Annotated in this window: 14 protein-coding genes; 5 read left to right on the top strand and 9 right to left on the bottom strand. The window is 60.8% G+C overall.

Translation table 11 applies throughout. The features are described from left to right. Positions 1 to 8: 8 nt before the first annotated feature. Complete coding sequence (locus PSH94_RS18810; RefSeq protein ID WP_181081681.1) at positions 9 to 932, top strand: LysR family transcriptional regulator; 924 nt, start codon at positions 9 to 11, stop codon at positions 930 to 932. Positions 933 to 945: 13 nt separating this feature from the next. On the opposite strand, the gene PSH94_RS18805 is transcribed toward PSH94_RS18810, so the two are convergent. From PSH94_RS18805 to PSH94_RS18795, 3 genes are all read right to left on the bottom strand, one after another. After that, positions 946 to 1674: an aspartate/glutamate racemase family protein gene (locus PSH94_RS18805; protein ID WP_181081680.1), complete on the bottom strand. Its 729-nt coding sequence runs from the start codon at positions 1672 to 1674 to the stop codon at positions 946 to 948. A 13-nt stretch (positions 1675 to 1687) separates the two neighbouring features. After that, the gene (locus tag PSH94_RS18800) at positions 1688 to 3217 is read right to left on the bottom strand and encodes an NCS1 family nucleobase:cation symporter-1 (protein ID WP_181081679.1); all 1530 of its coding nucleotides are present in this window, start codon (positions 3215 to 3217) and stop codon (positions 1688 to 1690) included. Positions 3218 to 3684: 467 nt separating this feature from the next. After that, positions 3685 to 4419, bottom strand: coding sequence for a phosphoadenylyl-sulfate reductase (locus PSH94_RS18795; protein WP_181081678.1), 735 nt, complete (start codon positions 4417 to 4419; stop codon positions 3685 to 3687). Positions 4420 to 4570: 151 nt separating this feature from the next. Between PSH94_RS18795 and thrH the strand changes: the two genes are divergently transcribed. Beyond that, entirely contained in the window at positions 4571 to 5188 is a 618-nt protein-coding gene (gene thrH / locus PSH94_RS18790; protein ID WP_266246347.1) for a bifunctional phosphoserine phosphatase/homoserine phosphotransferase ThrH, read from the top strand. 66 nt (positions 5189 to 5254) lie between these two features. On the opposite strand, the gene PSH94_RS18785 is transcribed toward thrH, so the two are convergent. From PSH94_RS18785 to PSH94_RS18760, 6 genes are all read right to left on the bottom strand, one after another. Next, positions 5255 to 5611: a type II toxin-antitoxin system HigA family antitoxin gene (locus tag PSH94_RS18785; protein WP_040269126.1), complete on the bottom strand. Its 357-nt coding sequence runs from the start codon at positions 5609 to 5611 to the stop codon at positions 5255 to 5257. After that, entirely contained in the window at positions 5611 to 5913 is a 303-nt protein-coding gene (locus PSH94_RS18780; protein ID WP_305437743.1) for a type II toxin-antitoxin system HigB family toxin, read from the bottom strand. Before PSH94_RS18780 ends, PSH94_RS18785 begins: the two co-directional genes overlap by 1 nt. Positions 5914 to 6136: 223 nt before the next feature. Next, positions 6137 to 7480 carry an aminodeoxychorismate synthase component I gene (gene pabB / locus PSH94_RS18775; protein ID WP_305435552.1) on the bottom strand — a complete coding sequence of 448 codons (1344 nt, stop codon included), beginning with the start codon at positions 7478 to 7480 and terminating at the stop codon, positions 6137 to 6139. A 98-nt stretch (positions 7481 to 7578) separates the two neighbouring features. Then, positions 7579 to 8565, bottom strand: a complete 987-nt coding sequence (locus PSH94_RS18770; protein ID WP_034099736.1) for an alpha-L-glutamate ligase-like protein — start codon at positions 8563 to 8565, stop codon at positions 7579 to 7581. After that, positions 8565 to 10097 carry an inactive transglutaminase family protein gene (locus tag PSH94_RS18765; protein WP_181081676.1) on the bottom strand — a complete coding sequence of 511 codons (1533 nt, stop codon included), beginning with the start codon at positions 10095 to 10097 and terminating at the stop codon, positions 8565 to 8567. The genes PSH94_RS18770 and PSH94_RS18765 overlap by 1 nt, the downstream gene beginning before the upstream one ends. A 5-nt stretch (positions 10098 to 10102) precedes the next feature. Further along, positions 10103 to 10639 (bottom strand): ATP-dependent zinc protease, encoded by a 537-nt coding sequence (locus PSH94_RS18760; RefSeq protein WP_181081675.1) that lies wholly within the window; start codon positions 10637 to 10639, stop codon positions 10103 to 10105. A 268-nt stretch (positions 10640 to 10907) separates the two neighbouring features. On the opposite strand from PSH94_RS18760, the gene PSH94_RS18755 reads away from it, so the two are divergent. From PSH94_RS18755 to prpC, 3 genes are read left to right on the top strand one after another with little or no spacing between them, the layout of a single operon-like run. Further along, on the top strand, positions 10908 to 11618 hold the full coding sequence (locus PSH94_RS18755; RefSeq protein ID WP_181081674.1) for a GntR family transcriptional regulator: 711 nt from the start codon (positions 10908 to 10910) through the stop codon (positions 11616 to 11618). Continuing rightward, entirely contained in the window at positions 11615 to 12508 is an 894-nt protein-coding gene (prpB, locus tag PSH94_RS18750) for a methylisocitrate lyase (protein ID WP_122772418.1), read from the top strand. The genes PSH94_RS18755 and prpB overlap by 4 nt, the downstream gene beginning before the upstream one ends. Positions 12509 to 12549: 41 nt before the next feature. Further along, positions 12550 to 13677 carry a 2-methylcitrate synthase gene (prpC, locus tag PSH94_RS18745; RefSeq protein ID WP_181081673.1) on the top strand — a complete coding sequence of 376 codons (1128 nt, stop codon included), beginning with the start codon at positions 12550 to 12552 and terminating at the stop codon, positions 13675 to 13677. Positions 13678 to 13732: the final 55 nt, after the last annotated feature.

Here is a 13732-nt window from a genome sequence, read left to right as displayed (position 1 = left end):
GGGGCGATATGGAAAGCTTTGGCAGTATCGAATGCTTTGTGCGCAGCGCCGAAGGCGGCAGCTTTGCCGAGGCTGCGCGGCACTTGAGCCTGACCCCTGCGGCGGTGGGCAAAAGCGTGGCCAAGCTTGAAGCGCGCCTCGGTGTGCGTCTGTTTCAGCGCAGCACGCGGCGCCTGACCCTCACCGAAGCCGGCAAGCTGTTCCTCGATGAAGTCAGCGGCAGCCTTATCACCATCCAGAACGCCGTAGCCAACCTGGCCAGCGCCGAAGGGCGGCCGGTGGGCACACTCAAGGTGAGCATGGGCACTGTGTTCGGCAATCGCTATGTGATGCCATTGTTGGCGCGATTCATCGAACGCTTTCCGGATATCAGCCCGGACTGGCACTTTGATAATCGCCAGGTAGACCTGATCGGCCAGGGCTTCGATGCGGCCATCGGTGGTGGCTTCGAACTGCCTCAGGGCGTGGTGGCGCGCAAACTGGCGCCAGCCCATCGAGTGTTGGTGGCGTCGCCGGGTTACCTGGCCACACGCCCGCTGGTGCGAGGGCCCGAAGACCTGGGGCGCTGCCTGGGCATCCTGATCCGCTCGCCGCAAACCGGCCGCGTGCGCACCTGGCAGTTGACCGGTCCCGAGCGTGAACAGCGCCCCCTCACACTCAAACCGCGCATGACCCTGAGCGACTCCGAAGCCGCCTGCTGCGCCAGCGCCCAGGGCCTGGGCATTGCGCTGGTGAGCATGCCCATGGCGGTGCCGTTTCTGGACAGTGGCGCGGTGGTGCGGGTGCTGCCTGAGTGGTATGTGGACGATGGCAATATTTCCATCTACTACGCCGAGCACAAGCTGCTGCCCGGCAAAACCCGGGCCTTTGTGGATTTCATCATCGAGCAGTTTGCCGAACAGCGTCTGGGGCAGCGGTTCAGCGCGGTTTAATCGAATCGTGGGCCTATCGCCCGAACATCCCCGGCCAGCCGATCACCTTCTTCGGCCTTGGCGTGGCATAGGTCCTGATCTTCGACGTCGACAACCCCAGGCGCACCAGCGATTCGGCAATAGTCACCGCCGCCGTTACGCCGTCCACCACCGGCACGCCGGTGCGCTGGCGAATCTGCTCATCCAGCCCGGCCATCCCGCCGCAGCCGAGGCAGATTACCTCGGCCTTGTCGTCGTGGATGGCCCGCTCGGCCTGGCGCACGATGGCCTCCATGGCGGCCAATGGGTCTTCTTCCAGTTCCAGCACGGCCATGCCGCTGGCGCGTACCGAGGCACAGCGCGCGTACAGGCCGGCCAGTTTCAGGCGGTCTTCGATCAATGGCACGGTGCGGTCCAGGGTGGTCACCACCGAGTACGCATGGCCAAGAAACATGGCAGTGCTGGCGGCCGCTTCGGTGATGTCCACCACCGGCACGTTGAGCAACTCCTGCAGGCCTTCGCGACCGTGTTCGCCGTAGCCGGCCTGGATGACCGCATCGAACGGCTGGTCATAGGCCATCACGCGGTCCATCACGGCGATGGCAGCCAGGTAGCTTTCGAAGTTGCCCTCCACCGATTCGGCGCCGAAATACGGGGTGAGCCCGACAATCTCGGTGCCCGGTGCCGCCACGGCCCGCGCCTGTTGGGCAATGGTTTCGGTGATGGAGGCGGTAGTGTTGACGTTGACCACGAGGATGCGCATGGGGTGTCCTTGATTAATGACTGACGTTATCGACTGCAATGCTTTCGCCGCTGACATCGGCATAGAAAGGCTGGCGCTTGGCGATCAGCCGGTACAGCAGCCCTGCAATACCGGCGCCAAACAGCCAGGAAAACGGCGAGACACTGGCGAACCCCGGCAGCAAGGCGAGCAGGATGGCGATCACTGCCGCCGGAATAAACGCCGCCACCGCGCGCAAGTTGACCCCACGGCTGTAGTAATAGGCGCCCAGCGGGTCTTCGCTGTAGAGCTGCGGCACGTTCACCTGGCTTTTACGGATCAGCCAGTAATCGACCATGATCACGCCATACAGCGGCCCGAGCAGAGCGCCCAGGCCCGAAAGGAAGTACACGATCACCAGCGGGCTGTTGTAGAGGTTCCACGGCAGGATCAGCACCGCCACGGTGGCGCTGATCAGCCCGGCGCGGCGGAAATTCAGGTACTTGGGCGCCAGGTTGCTCAGCACAAAGGCCGGCGCGACGAAGTTGGCCATGATATTCACCGCCACCGTCACGATCATGAAGGCCAGGCAACCGAGCACCAGGAACAGGGTGTTGGGGATCGCCGCGATGATCTCGGTGGGGCTCTCGATCACTCGACCATTGAGCTGGAACTGCCCGCCGCACAGCAGTACGGTGATGGCGGCGAACACCAGGATATTCACCGGCAGGCCCCAGAAGTTGCCGACCACGATGGTCCTGCGGCACGGCGAGGACCGCGCGAAATCGCAGAAATTGAGAATCAGCGTGCCGTAGATCGACAGCCACAGCGCGCCGCCGGCAAAGATATTGCGCCACATCTCACCGCCGCTCAGCGGCTCGCGGACCGACCAGGCAATATGGCCGTCCACCTGGAAGTACATCCAGCCGGCCAGGGCGGCCATGGTCAGCAGAATCACCGGGCCGGCAAACCCTTCATAGCGCCGCACCATTTCCATGCCATAGGCCAGGATCACCAGTTGCACGAACCAGATCGCCACGAAACATACCCAGCCCAGGGTCGACAGGCCGAGGATCGAGTTGTGGTCGTAATCGGCAAAGCCTGGATGAATCGCTGTCAGCAGCACGCGGAAAACCACCGAAGCCAGGTAGGTCTGGATACCGAACCAGGCAATCGCGATCACCGCACGGATCAACGCCGGTATCTGCGCCCCATGGATACCGAAGCTGATGCGGCTGATCACGGGAAACGGCACGCCGGTTTTTTGCCCCATGTACCCCGACAGGTTCATGAAGAAGTACACCAGCGCCGCACCGATCCCCAGGGACAGCAGTATCTGCCAGCCGCCCAGGCCCAGGGCGTATAGGCCGATGGCGAATGAATAGTTAGCGATGTTGTGCACGTCGTTGGTCCACAGCGCAAAGATGCTGTAGCGCCCCCAGCGGCGGCCTTCCACCTTGGTCGGCGCCAGGTCCTTGTTGTGCAGGCGCGGGCTCAGCACCAGCGGGCCAGGGCTCATGGCCTGATGGTTCACGGCGCAGGAGGGCAGATCCAGTGCGATGTCATTCGAGAGGCTTGTACGCATTCCGGCAGGCTCCAAGGCATCTGCAGCAAAGCCGCGGATGGCAAAGTGTATGTAGGTTTTGTATTTATTGTATACAAAGCGCTTTTCACCTTAAGCCACATGCGTGCCAGTTTTGGATCTATCAAAACTGTGGGTAATTTCGTTTTTATAGGTGGGATAAATAACTATCTGAATTCAAAGCGATATAAATTGACCGTTTGAACAGCTATTTATTTTTCTGTTGAGGCAGGGCTATTCGCCAGTACGCAGGATGATGCGGAACCGGTGTTACGTTATGGTGCGGATTTCTGAGAATTGCACACATAAATGGCACCTATGGTTACAAATGTGTGTACATCAAAAAGTTAAACTCAAAACAAATGTGGGAGGGGCTTGCCCCCGATAGCGCAGTGTCAGACAGCGCTAAGCTGGCTGATCCACCGTTATCGGGGGCAAGCCCCCTCCCACCTATTTAACTGCGTCAGCCCTTAGGCTTTGCTGATGATATTCCCGGCGTGCAGCCCGCATTCTTTCTGCGTGGCTTCTTCCCACCACCAACGGCCTTCGCGTTCGTGTTGGTTCGGTAACACCGGGCGGGTGCATGGCTCGCAGCCGATGCTGATAAAGCCGCGTTCGTGCAGGCTGTTGTAAGGCAGCTCCAGCATGCGGATGTAGCCCCAGATTTCTTCGCTGCTCATCTGCGCCAGCGGGTTGAACTTGTACAAGGTGCGTTCCGGGGTGGAAAACGCTGTGTCGATTTCCAGCACCGCCACCTGGCTGCGAGTGCCGGGGCTCTGGTCGCGGCGTTGGCCGGTGGCCCAGGCGCTGACGCCGGCGAGTTTGCGGCGCAACGGCTCGATCTTGCGGATACCGCAGCACTCGCCGTGACCGTCCTTATAGAAGCTGAACAGCCCCTTTTCCTTGACGAAAGGTTCCAGCTTGCTCTGGTCGGGCGAGATCAGTTCGATGTCGATCTTGTAGAACTCACGGACCTGTTCGATAAACCGGTAGGTCTCCGGATGGAGGCGACCGGTGTCGAGGCTGAACACCTTGACGTTTTTGTTCAGCTTCCAGGCCATGTCCACCAGCACCACATCCTCGGCACCGCTGAAAGAGATCCACAGGTCGTCGCCGAACTGGCTGAACGCCAGTTTGAGGATGTCCTGGGCGGATTTGTTGGCGTAAGTCGCGGCGAGTCCAACGACGTCGAAGGCTTGGTTCATCAGCACGGTTCCTGCAGGTCAGTGGCGCTGAGCGCTCTATAGGTGGGCGATGGTACCAAAAACCGTCCTGCGTTGCGGCCACGGGCTTGAATCGCTAGAGTTCGGCAGTCCTTTTGTTCGCTCAACCAATAACACCAATATGGAGTGTCTCGTGGAAATCGCCTGCCTTGACCTGGAAGGGGTGCTGGTGCCGGAAATCTGGATCGCCTTCGCCGAAAAAACCGGCATCGAATCCCTGCGGGCCACCACCCGGGACATTCCCGACTACGATGTGCTGATGAAACAGCGCCTGCGCATTCTCGACGAACACGGCCTGAAACTCGCCGATATCCAGGCAGTGATCGCCACCCTCAAACCGCTGGAGGGCGCCGTCGAGTTCGTCAACTGGCTGCGCGAACGCTTCCAGGTGGTGATCCTGTCCGACACCTTCTATGAATTTTCCCAGCCGCTGATGCGCCAGCTGGGTTTCCCGACCTTGCTGTGCCACCGCCTCATCACCGACGAGACCGATCGCGTGGTGAGCTACCAACTGCGCCAGAAAGACCCCAAGCGCCAATCGGTACTGGCCTTCAAGAGCCTGTACTACCGCGTGATCGCCGCCGGCGATTCCTACAACGACACCACTATGTTGGGCGAGGCTGACCAGGGGATTTTGTTCCATGCGCCGGACAATGTGATCCGCGAATTCCCGCAGTTTCCGGCGGTGCATACGTTCGAGGCGTTGAAGCAGGAATTTATCAAGGCGTCGAATCGGTCGTTGAGTCTTTAAAGCTTTCAGCGCGACTGAGGGCCCCATCGGTGCAAGCCCCGATGGGGCGCAAGTTAAGCCTGAGCCTCAATTGCCTGCCAGCAAGCTTTCGTAAGGAATGCGCAGGCCTTCATGTAGGCGTTTGATCATCGACAAGCTCAACTTGCGCTTGTGATTCAGCACTTCGGAAACACGCCCGCTCGTACCAATGAAAGGCTCAAGATCGCGGGCTGTCATGCCCAACTGCTCCATGCGGAATTTAATCGCTTCCACTGGATCCGACCCAGGCATCGGGAAGTGTTCGGCCTCGTATTTCTCGATCAAGATGGCCAGGATCTCCAGTTCATCACCTTCGGGCGAGCCGGCTTCTGCGCCCCATAGCTGCTCGACGCGTGCGAGCGCGGCGGTCAGATCTTCCTGACTATGAATGGGTTTGATGTTCATCAGATGGTCTCCGCATTGATCTGATCGTAGTGCGCATGGGTTCCCATGAAACGTATGAAGCCAAGTTGTCGCTGATAATCGATAGCCATGATCACTCGATACTTATTGCCGCCCACGTTAAATACAACTCTGCCACTCTTCAGAATGCTTGCTGTCCTGAGCTGTGCTTTCAGCGCTTGCGGTGTCGGATAAATGGCCTGTTCCATGTGGCGATACCATTCGGTGAGGGGGGCTTTTGCATCGGTATGAGCGGGATGGCTTTCCCAGAATGTTCGCAGGGTGGACCGCGCAATTATTCTCATCGCCGCATCCTCCCAATTTGGGAGATGATAGGTGCGGTCAAGGGGATATGCAAACGAGGAAATGATTTCTGGCAAGCAGACAGTCGCTTCATGTGGTCCTTCACAACCGGCGGTGGATAGTCGGATTTGGAACCTATCCTCCCCCTCGAACCCAGTCCAGCGCGGTTCTGATTCAGGCTTTTTCCAGTGGGAGAGGGCTTGCCCCCAGTCGACTCCCCAGCCTCTACAACCCTTCCAACGTCCGCAACAACACCGCCACCTTCGTCAACGACTCCTGATACTCCGCCTCCCACTGCGAGTCCGCCACGATCCCGCCCCCGCCCCAGCAGCACACTTGCCCGTCCTTGACCAACAGGCTGCGGATGGCAATCGAGCTGTCCATCTCGCCGCGTACGTCCAGGTACATCAGCGAGCCGCAGTACAGGCCGCGCCGGGTCGGTTCCAGTTCATCGATGATCTGCATGGCGCGGATTTTCGGCGCGCCGGTGATGGAGCCGCCGGGGAAGCTGCCGGCGATCAGGTCCAGGGCGTCCTTGTCGTCGGCGAGGGTGCCGATGACGCTGCTCACCAGGTGGTGCACGTTGGGGTAGCTTTCCAGGCTGAACAGCTGCGGCACGCTGACCGAACCGGTGCGGCAGGTACGGCCCAGGTCGTTGCGCAGCAGGTCGACGATCATCAGGTTTTCCGCGCGATCCTTGGGGCTGGCCAGCAGCTCCGCGGCGTGGGCGGCGTCTTCTTCGGGTGTGTGGCCGCGCGGGCGGGTGCCTTTGATCGGGCGGGTTTCGACCCGGCGCTCGCTGATGTGCACGAAACGTTCCGGCGACAGGCTGAGAACCGCGCCCTGGTCGGGCAGGCTCTGGAACCCGGAAAACGGTGTCGGGCAGGCTTCGCGCAACGCGCAGTAAGCGGCCCAGGGATCGCCGCTGCAGGGGGCGCGAAAGCGTTGGGCGAAGTTGACCTGATAGCAGTCGCCGGCCTGGATATAGTCCTGGATGCGCACGATGGCCTGGCGGTACGCCTGCGCCGTGATATCCGGCGTCATCGGCCCCTGGAGCCCGAAGGTGGCCGAAGTGGCGACGGGCACTTGAGTGAACTGCGCCATCAACCGTTGCCGTTCGCTGTCGATCAGGGCCGGATGAAACACCAATTGGCTGGTCTGCGCCTGGTGATCACTGACCAGCGCCCAGGCATACAGGCCCAAGCGTGCATCCGGCAGATGCAGATCGTCTACCGCCAGGGTCGGCATCTGCTCCAGATGCCGGCCGAAGTCGTAACTCAAATAGCCGATCAAACCGCCGGCGAACGGCAGGTCATATCCTACCGGCAGGTCGGCCTTACCCAACTGCGTAAGGTTTTCCCGCAGGCGTTGCAGGAAATGCTCACCGCTTTCGTCAGGCGATACCGTCAACGTGGTTTCCGGCCAGGCGCTGAGCAGGTCATAGCGGCCGCGTTCGGCCGTCGGGCGGCCGCTGTCGAGCAGCACCGCGCCGGGGGCGTGGCGAATCGCCGCGAAATACTCAGCGGGGTTGGCCCGGTAGGGCAGCGGATAAACGGTGCAGGTCGACATGCGGGGTGGATCAGCCAGGACGCGGGGGAGGGGATTGTAGTCCCCTGTAGGATTTGCTCCTAGAGGGGATGTCGGGGATAGACAGTTCGAAGGCCGGATCAGCCTTCAACGGGCGGAATATGGCCGAACATCGCCTGCACGAACTTCACCCGCTCTTCCACGGTTTCCGTCACGCCGGCAGCCTTCAGTTCTTCCAGCCGCGCCTCTACCGCATGGGTACGCAAGGTCAGGCCGCAGTCGTTGGCGATCTGGATATTCAGCCCCGGCCGTGCATTCAGCTCCAGGATCAGCGGGCCTTTTTCCTGGTCGAGCACCATGTCCACGCCGATATAGCCCAGCCCGCACAGTTCATAGCAGCCCGCCGCGAGCTTCATGAAGCCGTCCCAGTTGGGCAGTTGCACGCCGTCCACCGCGTTAGTGGTGTCGGGGTGTTTGGTAATGATGTTGTTCAGCCAAGTGCCGCGCAGGGTCAGGCCGGTGGCCAGGTCGACGCCTACGCCGATTGCGCCCTGGTGCAGGTTGGCCTTGCCGCCGGACTGCCGGGTCGGCAGGCGCAGCATGGCCATCACCGGGTAACCCATCAGCACGATGATGCGGATGTCCGGCACGCCTTCGTAACTGATGCTTTTGAAGATCTGGTCGGGCACCACGCGGTATTCGATCAGCGCGCGGTCGCGGTGGCCGCCCAGGGAGTACAGCCCGGTGAGAATGCTGGAAATCTGATGTTCGATCTCCTCGTGGCTGATGATCTTGCCGGACACCGTGCGGTAGCGCCCTTCAAAGCGGTCGGCCACCACCAGGATGCCGTCACCGCCGGCGCCCTGGGCCGGCTTGATCACGAAATCGCTGCGCCCGCCGATGATCTCGTCGAGCTTGTCGATTTCCTTTTCGGTGGAGATCACCCCGTACATTTCCGGCACATGGATGCCGGCCGCCAGCGCCCGTTCCTTGGTGATGATCTTGTCATCCACGATCGGGTAGAGGCTGCGCTTGTTGTACTTGAGCACGTAGTCGGCATTACGCCGGTTGATGCCCATGATCCCCCGCGCCTCCAGGGCTTTCCAGGTCTTCCAGAAGCCGAACATTACGAATCAGCCTTGAGGAAGGCCTTGAACCGCACCAGTTCGGTCAGGCGATAGCCGCGATAACGACCCATGGCCAGCATGAAGCCCACCAGGATCAGCAGGATCGCCGGGAAGGTGAACACAAAGTAGATCAGCTCCGGCACGCTCATGATGATGTGTGCCAGGGACGCAGCGAACAGCGTACCGATCGCCACTTTCAGGGCATGGCTGGCGCCGCGTTCTTCCCAGGTAATCGACAGGCGTTCAATGGTCATGGTCAGGATCACCATCGGGAACAGCGCCACCGACAAGCCGCGCTCCAGCCCCAACTTATGACTGAACAGGCTGATCGCGGCGATCAACACCACCACGAACGTCAGCACCACCGACAGCCTCGGCAGCATCTGCAGTTTCAAGTGTTCCAGGTACGAGCGCAGGGACAGCCCCAGCGCGGTGATGATGGTGAACAACACAATCCCGAAGCCCAGCTGTGTTTCACGGAACGCCAGGGCGATCAGCACCGGGGTGAAGGTGCCCAGGGTCTGCAGGCCGATCAGGTTGCGCAGGATCAGGATCACCAGCACGCCGATCGGGATCATCACCATGATCATGAAGGTCTGCTGGGTCTGCAGCGGCAGGCCGTACAGCGAGTATTCGAGGAAATTGGCGTCGGTGTTTTCGTCGGTCAGCTTGGCCAGGCGAATCGCGTTCATTTCGCTGTTGTTGAGGCTGAAGGTGACCATGGCTTTCTTGCCGCCATCGACGGTGATCAGGTTTTCATCGCCGGTCCACCACAGCAGGCGGTCGGCGGGCAGGCCCGGTTCGCCGGTTTCCGGGTTGAAGTACAGCCAGTCGTTGCCATTGAAGCTGCGCAGCCACAGTTCCGGGGTTTGCGGTTGGTCGGCGACCAGGCGGATGGTGTGGACTTTTTCCACCGGCACGTGGGCGATGGACAGCAGCAGCTCGACGATCTTGGCTTTGTGCGGCGTCGAGGGGTCGCCCGCCAGCAGTAGCTTCACATTGTCATCGTTGAGGTTATTGGTGCGCTTGATGGCTTCGGTGATAAAGGTCTCGACGTCGGCCGAGTGCTGGCGGATCGGCGCCAGCAGGGCTTCGGCGGCGATTTTTTCCGGGCCTTCCACGGCGATGCTGTCACGGAAGGTCGGGCCTTTGATCTTGGCTTTTTCGCCGCTGTAGCGCTTGGTCAGCACCAGGCGGTAATACAGGGTCTGGTTGCCCTTGGCCCGGCGCGCCGACCAGGTGACCTTGCGATTGCCGTCGATGCGGTTGACGCTCACCCCGTAGTTATTGGAGATGAAGCTCTCGTTGAGGCTGACGAAGTCACGGCTCAACGGCGGCACGAACATCTGGATCTTGACCGGGTCCTTGGGGCTGGCGACGAACTCGACCTTGGCGTCGATGTTCCACAGGTCATCCGTGGCGTCCTCGGTCACGGGGATCCCCAGCACGAAGATCTGGTAGGCGGTGACCGAAATGCCCAGCACCACCAGAAGGGTGATGAGGATTTTCAGGTGCAGGGTCAGAGAGCGCATTCGGTTTACTCGGCGGTATGAGCGTCGGCGGCGCAGGCAGGTTTGCCTGCTGCATATTTAAGACTGGGGTCGACCAGCGCATCAAAGCGTTTGAGTGCTTCGGAGCCGATCAGCAGCGGATATTGGAAAGCGCTGCGGTCAGTCAAGTTCACTTCTATGCTGCGTAAAGCGGTGCCCATGCAGATATCCAGGGCAATCACCGGGCGGGCGGTGTAGTTCTTGTCCTCATCGGGGTCGTAGTCACCGGCGCGGCGCTTGATCTTGCTGACGCGGGCCAGGGGGCGTTCGATGGGGTGGGAATGGGCGGTGTCGATGGCCAGGTAGAAGCGCACCCAGGATTCGCCGTTGCGTTTGAAACGCTTGATATCGCGGGCGCTGAGGGAGGCGGTCTTGGCACCGGTGTCCAATTTGGCGGCGACTTCCAGGTCGATACCGGCCAATTGGGCATATTCGTTGAGGCCATACACGGTCTTCTCGGCGGCGGCGCCGAGGCTCGGGATGGACAACAGGCAAAACATTAGGGGGAGGGGCTTGAGTCTCATAGATCCTGACGCGGTGCAGTGCGATGTTCATTCATGGCGACTGGCATGACTGCGCAATCTCTGGTGCGCCGTTTCATCAAGCGATGTCAGGCAAAGGCGGCGGGCATTCTAGCATGATGCTTTTCTGGCGCCAGCGCTGGCAGCCGGCCATGCTCCTAAGCGACACGTCGAGGTTATTAGACGATTGTCGACAATATGCATTTATTCTTTGACTAAGCGTGATTGATTGGCTAGTTTTTGCCGCATTGGTTTTCAAGGTGTCGACAATATGCCGGTTCAATCAGAACTTCCGACGGTGGCGTCAGACGAGTCCCAAACGATGTCGGAGAACGTCTTTCGGCGGATCCAGGCAGCCATCGTCAAAGGTGAGATCGCCCCCGGCAGCAAGATTTCCGAACCGGAGCTGGCGCGCACCTACGGCATCAGCCGTGGCCCGCTGCGTGAAGCGATCCACCGCCTGGAAGGCCAGCGCCTGCTGGTGCGGGTGCCGCACGTAGGCGCGCGGGTGGTTTCGCTCAGCCATGCCGAGCTGATCGAACTGTACGAAATCCGCGAATCCCTGGAAGGCATGGCCTGTCGCCTGGCCGCCGAGCGCATGACCGATGCCGAGATTGAAGAGCTGCGCCAGGTGCTGCACACCCATGAGCGGGACGCGGCGTTCCAGGCCGGTGTCGGCTACTACCAGCAGGAAGGCGACTTCGACTTTCATTACCGCATCATTCAAGGCGCGGGCAACCGCACGCTTACCCAGATGCTCTGCGGCGAGCTGTACCAGTTGGTGCGCATGTACCGCATCCAGTTCTCCACCACGCCCAACCGCCCCCGCCAGGCGTTTGCCGAGCATCACCGCATTCTTGATGCGATTGCCGATCGCGACGGCGAACTGGCCGAGTTATTGATGCGCCGGCATATCGGCGCTTCCAAACGCAATATTGCCCGTCATTTCCCAGGCGGCGCCCCTGATAGAGGTGAGTCATGAGTTCGAACAACAAAAGCACACCCGGCCAGCGCTTCCGTGACGCGGTGGCCAGCGAGCACCCGTTGCAGGTCGTCGGCGCGATCAACGCCAACCATGCGCTGTTGGCCAAGCGCGCCGGCTTCAAGGCCATCTATCTCTCGGGTGGCGGGGTGGCCGCCGGTTCCCTGGGCGTGCCGGACCTGGGTATCACCGGGCTGGACGACGTACTGACCGACGTGCGGCGCATCACCGACGTGTGCGATTTGCCGCTGTTGGTGGATGTGGACACCGGCTTCGGTTCCTCGGCCTTCAACGTGGCGCGCACGGTCAAGTCGATGATTAAGTTCGGCGCGGCCGCCATTCATATCGAAGACCAGGTGGGCGCCAAGCGCTGCGGCCATCGTCCGAACAAAGAAATCGTATCCCAGCAGGAAATGGTCGACCGCATCAAGGCCGCCGTGGACGCGCGCACCGATGACAGTTTCGTGATCATGGCGCGCACCGATGCCCTCGCCGTCGAAGGCCTGGAGTCCGCGCTGGAGCGTGCCGCTGCGTGCATCGAAGCCGGTGCCGACATGGTGTTCCCGGAAGCGATCACCGAGCTTGAGATGTACAAACTGTTCGCCGCGCGGGTAAAAGCGCCGATCCTGGCCAATATCACCGAATTCGGCTCGACCCCGTTGTACACCACCGAACAGTTGAAATCTGCGGATGTTTCCCTGGTGCTGTACCCGCTCTCGGCCTTTCGCGCCATGAACAAGGCCGCCGAAAACGTGTACACCGCGATCCGTCGCGACGGCACCCAACAGAACGTGATCGACACCATGCAAACGCGCATGGAGCTTTACGATCGCATCGACTACCACACCTTCGAGCAGAAGCTCGACGCGCTGTTCGCCGCCAAGAAATAAGCGCAGCGCCTCCCTGATAATTACAAAATTGGAGAAGAACCATGGCTGAAGCAAAAGTATTGAGTGGCGCCGGCCTGCGTGGCCAGGTGGCCGGGCAGACTGCACTGTCCACCGTGGGCCAGGCCGGTGCCGGCCTGACCTATCGCGGCTACGACGTGCGTGAATTGGCCGCCGACGCGCAATTCGAAGAAGTCGCCTACCTGTTGTTGTACGGCGAGTTGCCGAGCAAAACCGAATTGGCGGCCTACAGTGCCAAGCTGAGCACGTTGCGCGACCTGCCGCAGGCGCTCAAAGAAGTGCTCGAACGTATCCCCGCCGACGCCCACCCGATGGACGTGATGCGCACCGGTTGCTCGTTTCTGGGCAATATCGAGCCGGAAAAAGACTTCGGCGCCCAGCGCGATGTCACCGACCGCCTGCTCGCCGCATTCCCGGCGATCATGTGCTACTGGTATCGCTTCAGCCACGACGGTAAGCGCATCGACTGCGTGAGCGACGAGCCGAGCATCGGCGCTCACTTCCTGCATCTGCTGCACGGCAAGAAACCGAGCGAGCTGCATGAAAAAGTCATGAACGTATCGCTGATTCTCTACGCCGAACATGAATTCAACGCCTCGACGTTCACCGCGCGGGTCTGTGCCTCGACCTTGTCGGACCTGTATTCCTGCGTCACCGCCGCCATCGGTTCCCTGCGCGGCCCGCTGCACGGCGGCGCCAACGAAGCGGCGATGGAGATGATCGAGCGCTTCGCCTCGGCCGAAGAAGCGGTGGAAGGCACCCTCGGCATGCTGGCGCGCAAGGACAAAATCATGGGCTTCGGCCACGCGATCTACAAAGACAGCGACCCGCGCAACGAAGTGATCAAGGGTTGGGCGAAAAAACTCGCCGATGAAGTAGGCGACACCGTGCTGTTCCCGGTCTCCGAAGCCATCGACAAAACCATGTGGGAACAGAAGAAACTGTTCCCCAACGCCGACTTCTACCATGCCTCGGCGTACCACTTCATGGGCATCCCGACCAAGCTGTTCACGCCGATCTTCGTGTGCTCGCGGCTTACAGGATGGGCGGCCCACGTATTTGAGCAGCGCGCCAACAACCGCATCATCCGTCCAAGCGCCGAGTACGTCGGCGTGGAGCAGCGCAAGTTCGTGCCAATCGAACGTCGCTGAATGGGAATACCGACGATCCCGAAGTGGAAACCGGACCCAGTGTGGGAGGGGCAAG

It is taken from the genome of Pseudomonas sp. FP2254 (assembly GCF_030687695.1).
GTDB lineage: Bacteria > Pseudomonadota > Gammaproteobacteria > Pseudomonadales > Pseudomonadaceae > Aquipseudomonas > Aquipseudomonas quebecensis.
This window is presented reverse-complemented; position numbering and strand designations above follow the sequence as displayed.

Coding starts and splice junctions, on each gene's coding strand:
- PSH94_RS18810 (WP_181081681.1), top strand. CDS start 9: ATGGAAAGCTTTGGCAGTATCGAATGCTTTGTGCGCAGCGCCGAAGGC.
- PSH94_RS18805 (WP_181081680.1), bottom strand. CDS start 1,674: ATGCGCATCCTCGTGGTCAACGTCAACACTACCGCCTCCATCACCGAA.
- PSH94_RS18800 (WP_181081679.1), bottom strand. CDS start 3,217: ATGCGTACAAGCCTCTCGAATGACATCGCACTGGATCTGCCCTCCTGC.
- PSH94_RS18795 (WP_181081678.1), bottom strand. CDS start 4,419: ATGAACCAAGCCTTCGACGTCGTTGGACTCGCCGCGACTTACGCCAAC.
- PSH94_RS18785 (WP_040269126.1), bottom strand. CDS start 5,611: ATGAACATCAAACCCATTCATAGTCAGGAAGATCTGACCGCCGCGCTC.
- PSH94_RS18780 (WP_305437743.1), bottom strand. CDS start 5,913: ATGAGAATAATTGCGCGGTCCACCCTGCGAACATTCTGGGAAAGCCAT.
- pabB (WP_305435552.1), bottom strand. CDS start 7,480: ATGTCGACCTGCACCGTTTATCCGCTGCCCTACCGGGCCAACCCCGCT.
- PSH94_RS18770 (WP_034099736.1), bottom strand. CDS start 8,565: ATGTTCGGCTTCTGGAAGACCTGGAAAGCCCTGGAGGCGCGGGGGATC.
- PSH94_RS18765 (WP_181081676.1), bottom strand. CDS start 10,097: ATGCGCTCTCTGACCCTGCACCTGAAAATCCTCATCACCCTTCTGGTG.
- PSH94_RS18760 (WP_181081675.1), bottom strand. CDS start 10,639: ATGAGACTCAAGCCCCTCCCCCTAATGTTTTGCCTGTTGTCCATCCCG.
- PSH94_RS18755 (WP_181081674.1), top strand. CDS start 10,908: ATGCCGGTTCAATCAGAACTTCCGACGGTGGCGTCAGACGAGTCCCAA.
- prpB (WP_122772418.1), top strand. CDS start 11,615: ATGAGTTCGAACAACAAAAGCACACCCGGCCAGCGCTTCCGTGACGCG.
- prpC (WP_181081673.1), top strand. CDS start 12,550: ATGGCTGAAGCAAAAGTATTGAGTGGCGCCGGCCTGCGTGGCCAGGTG.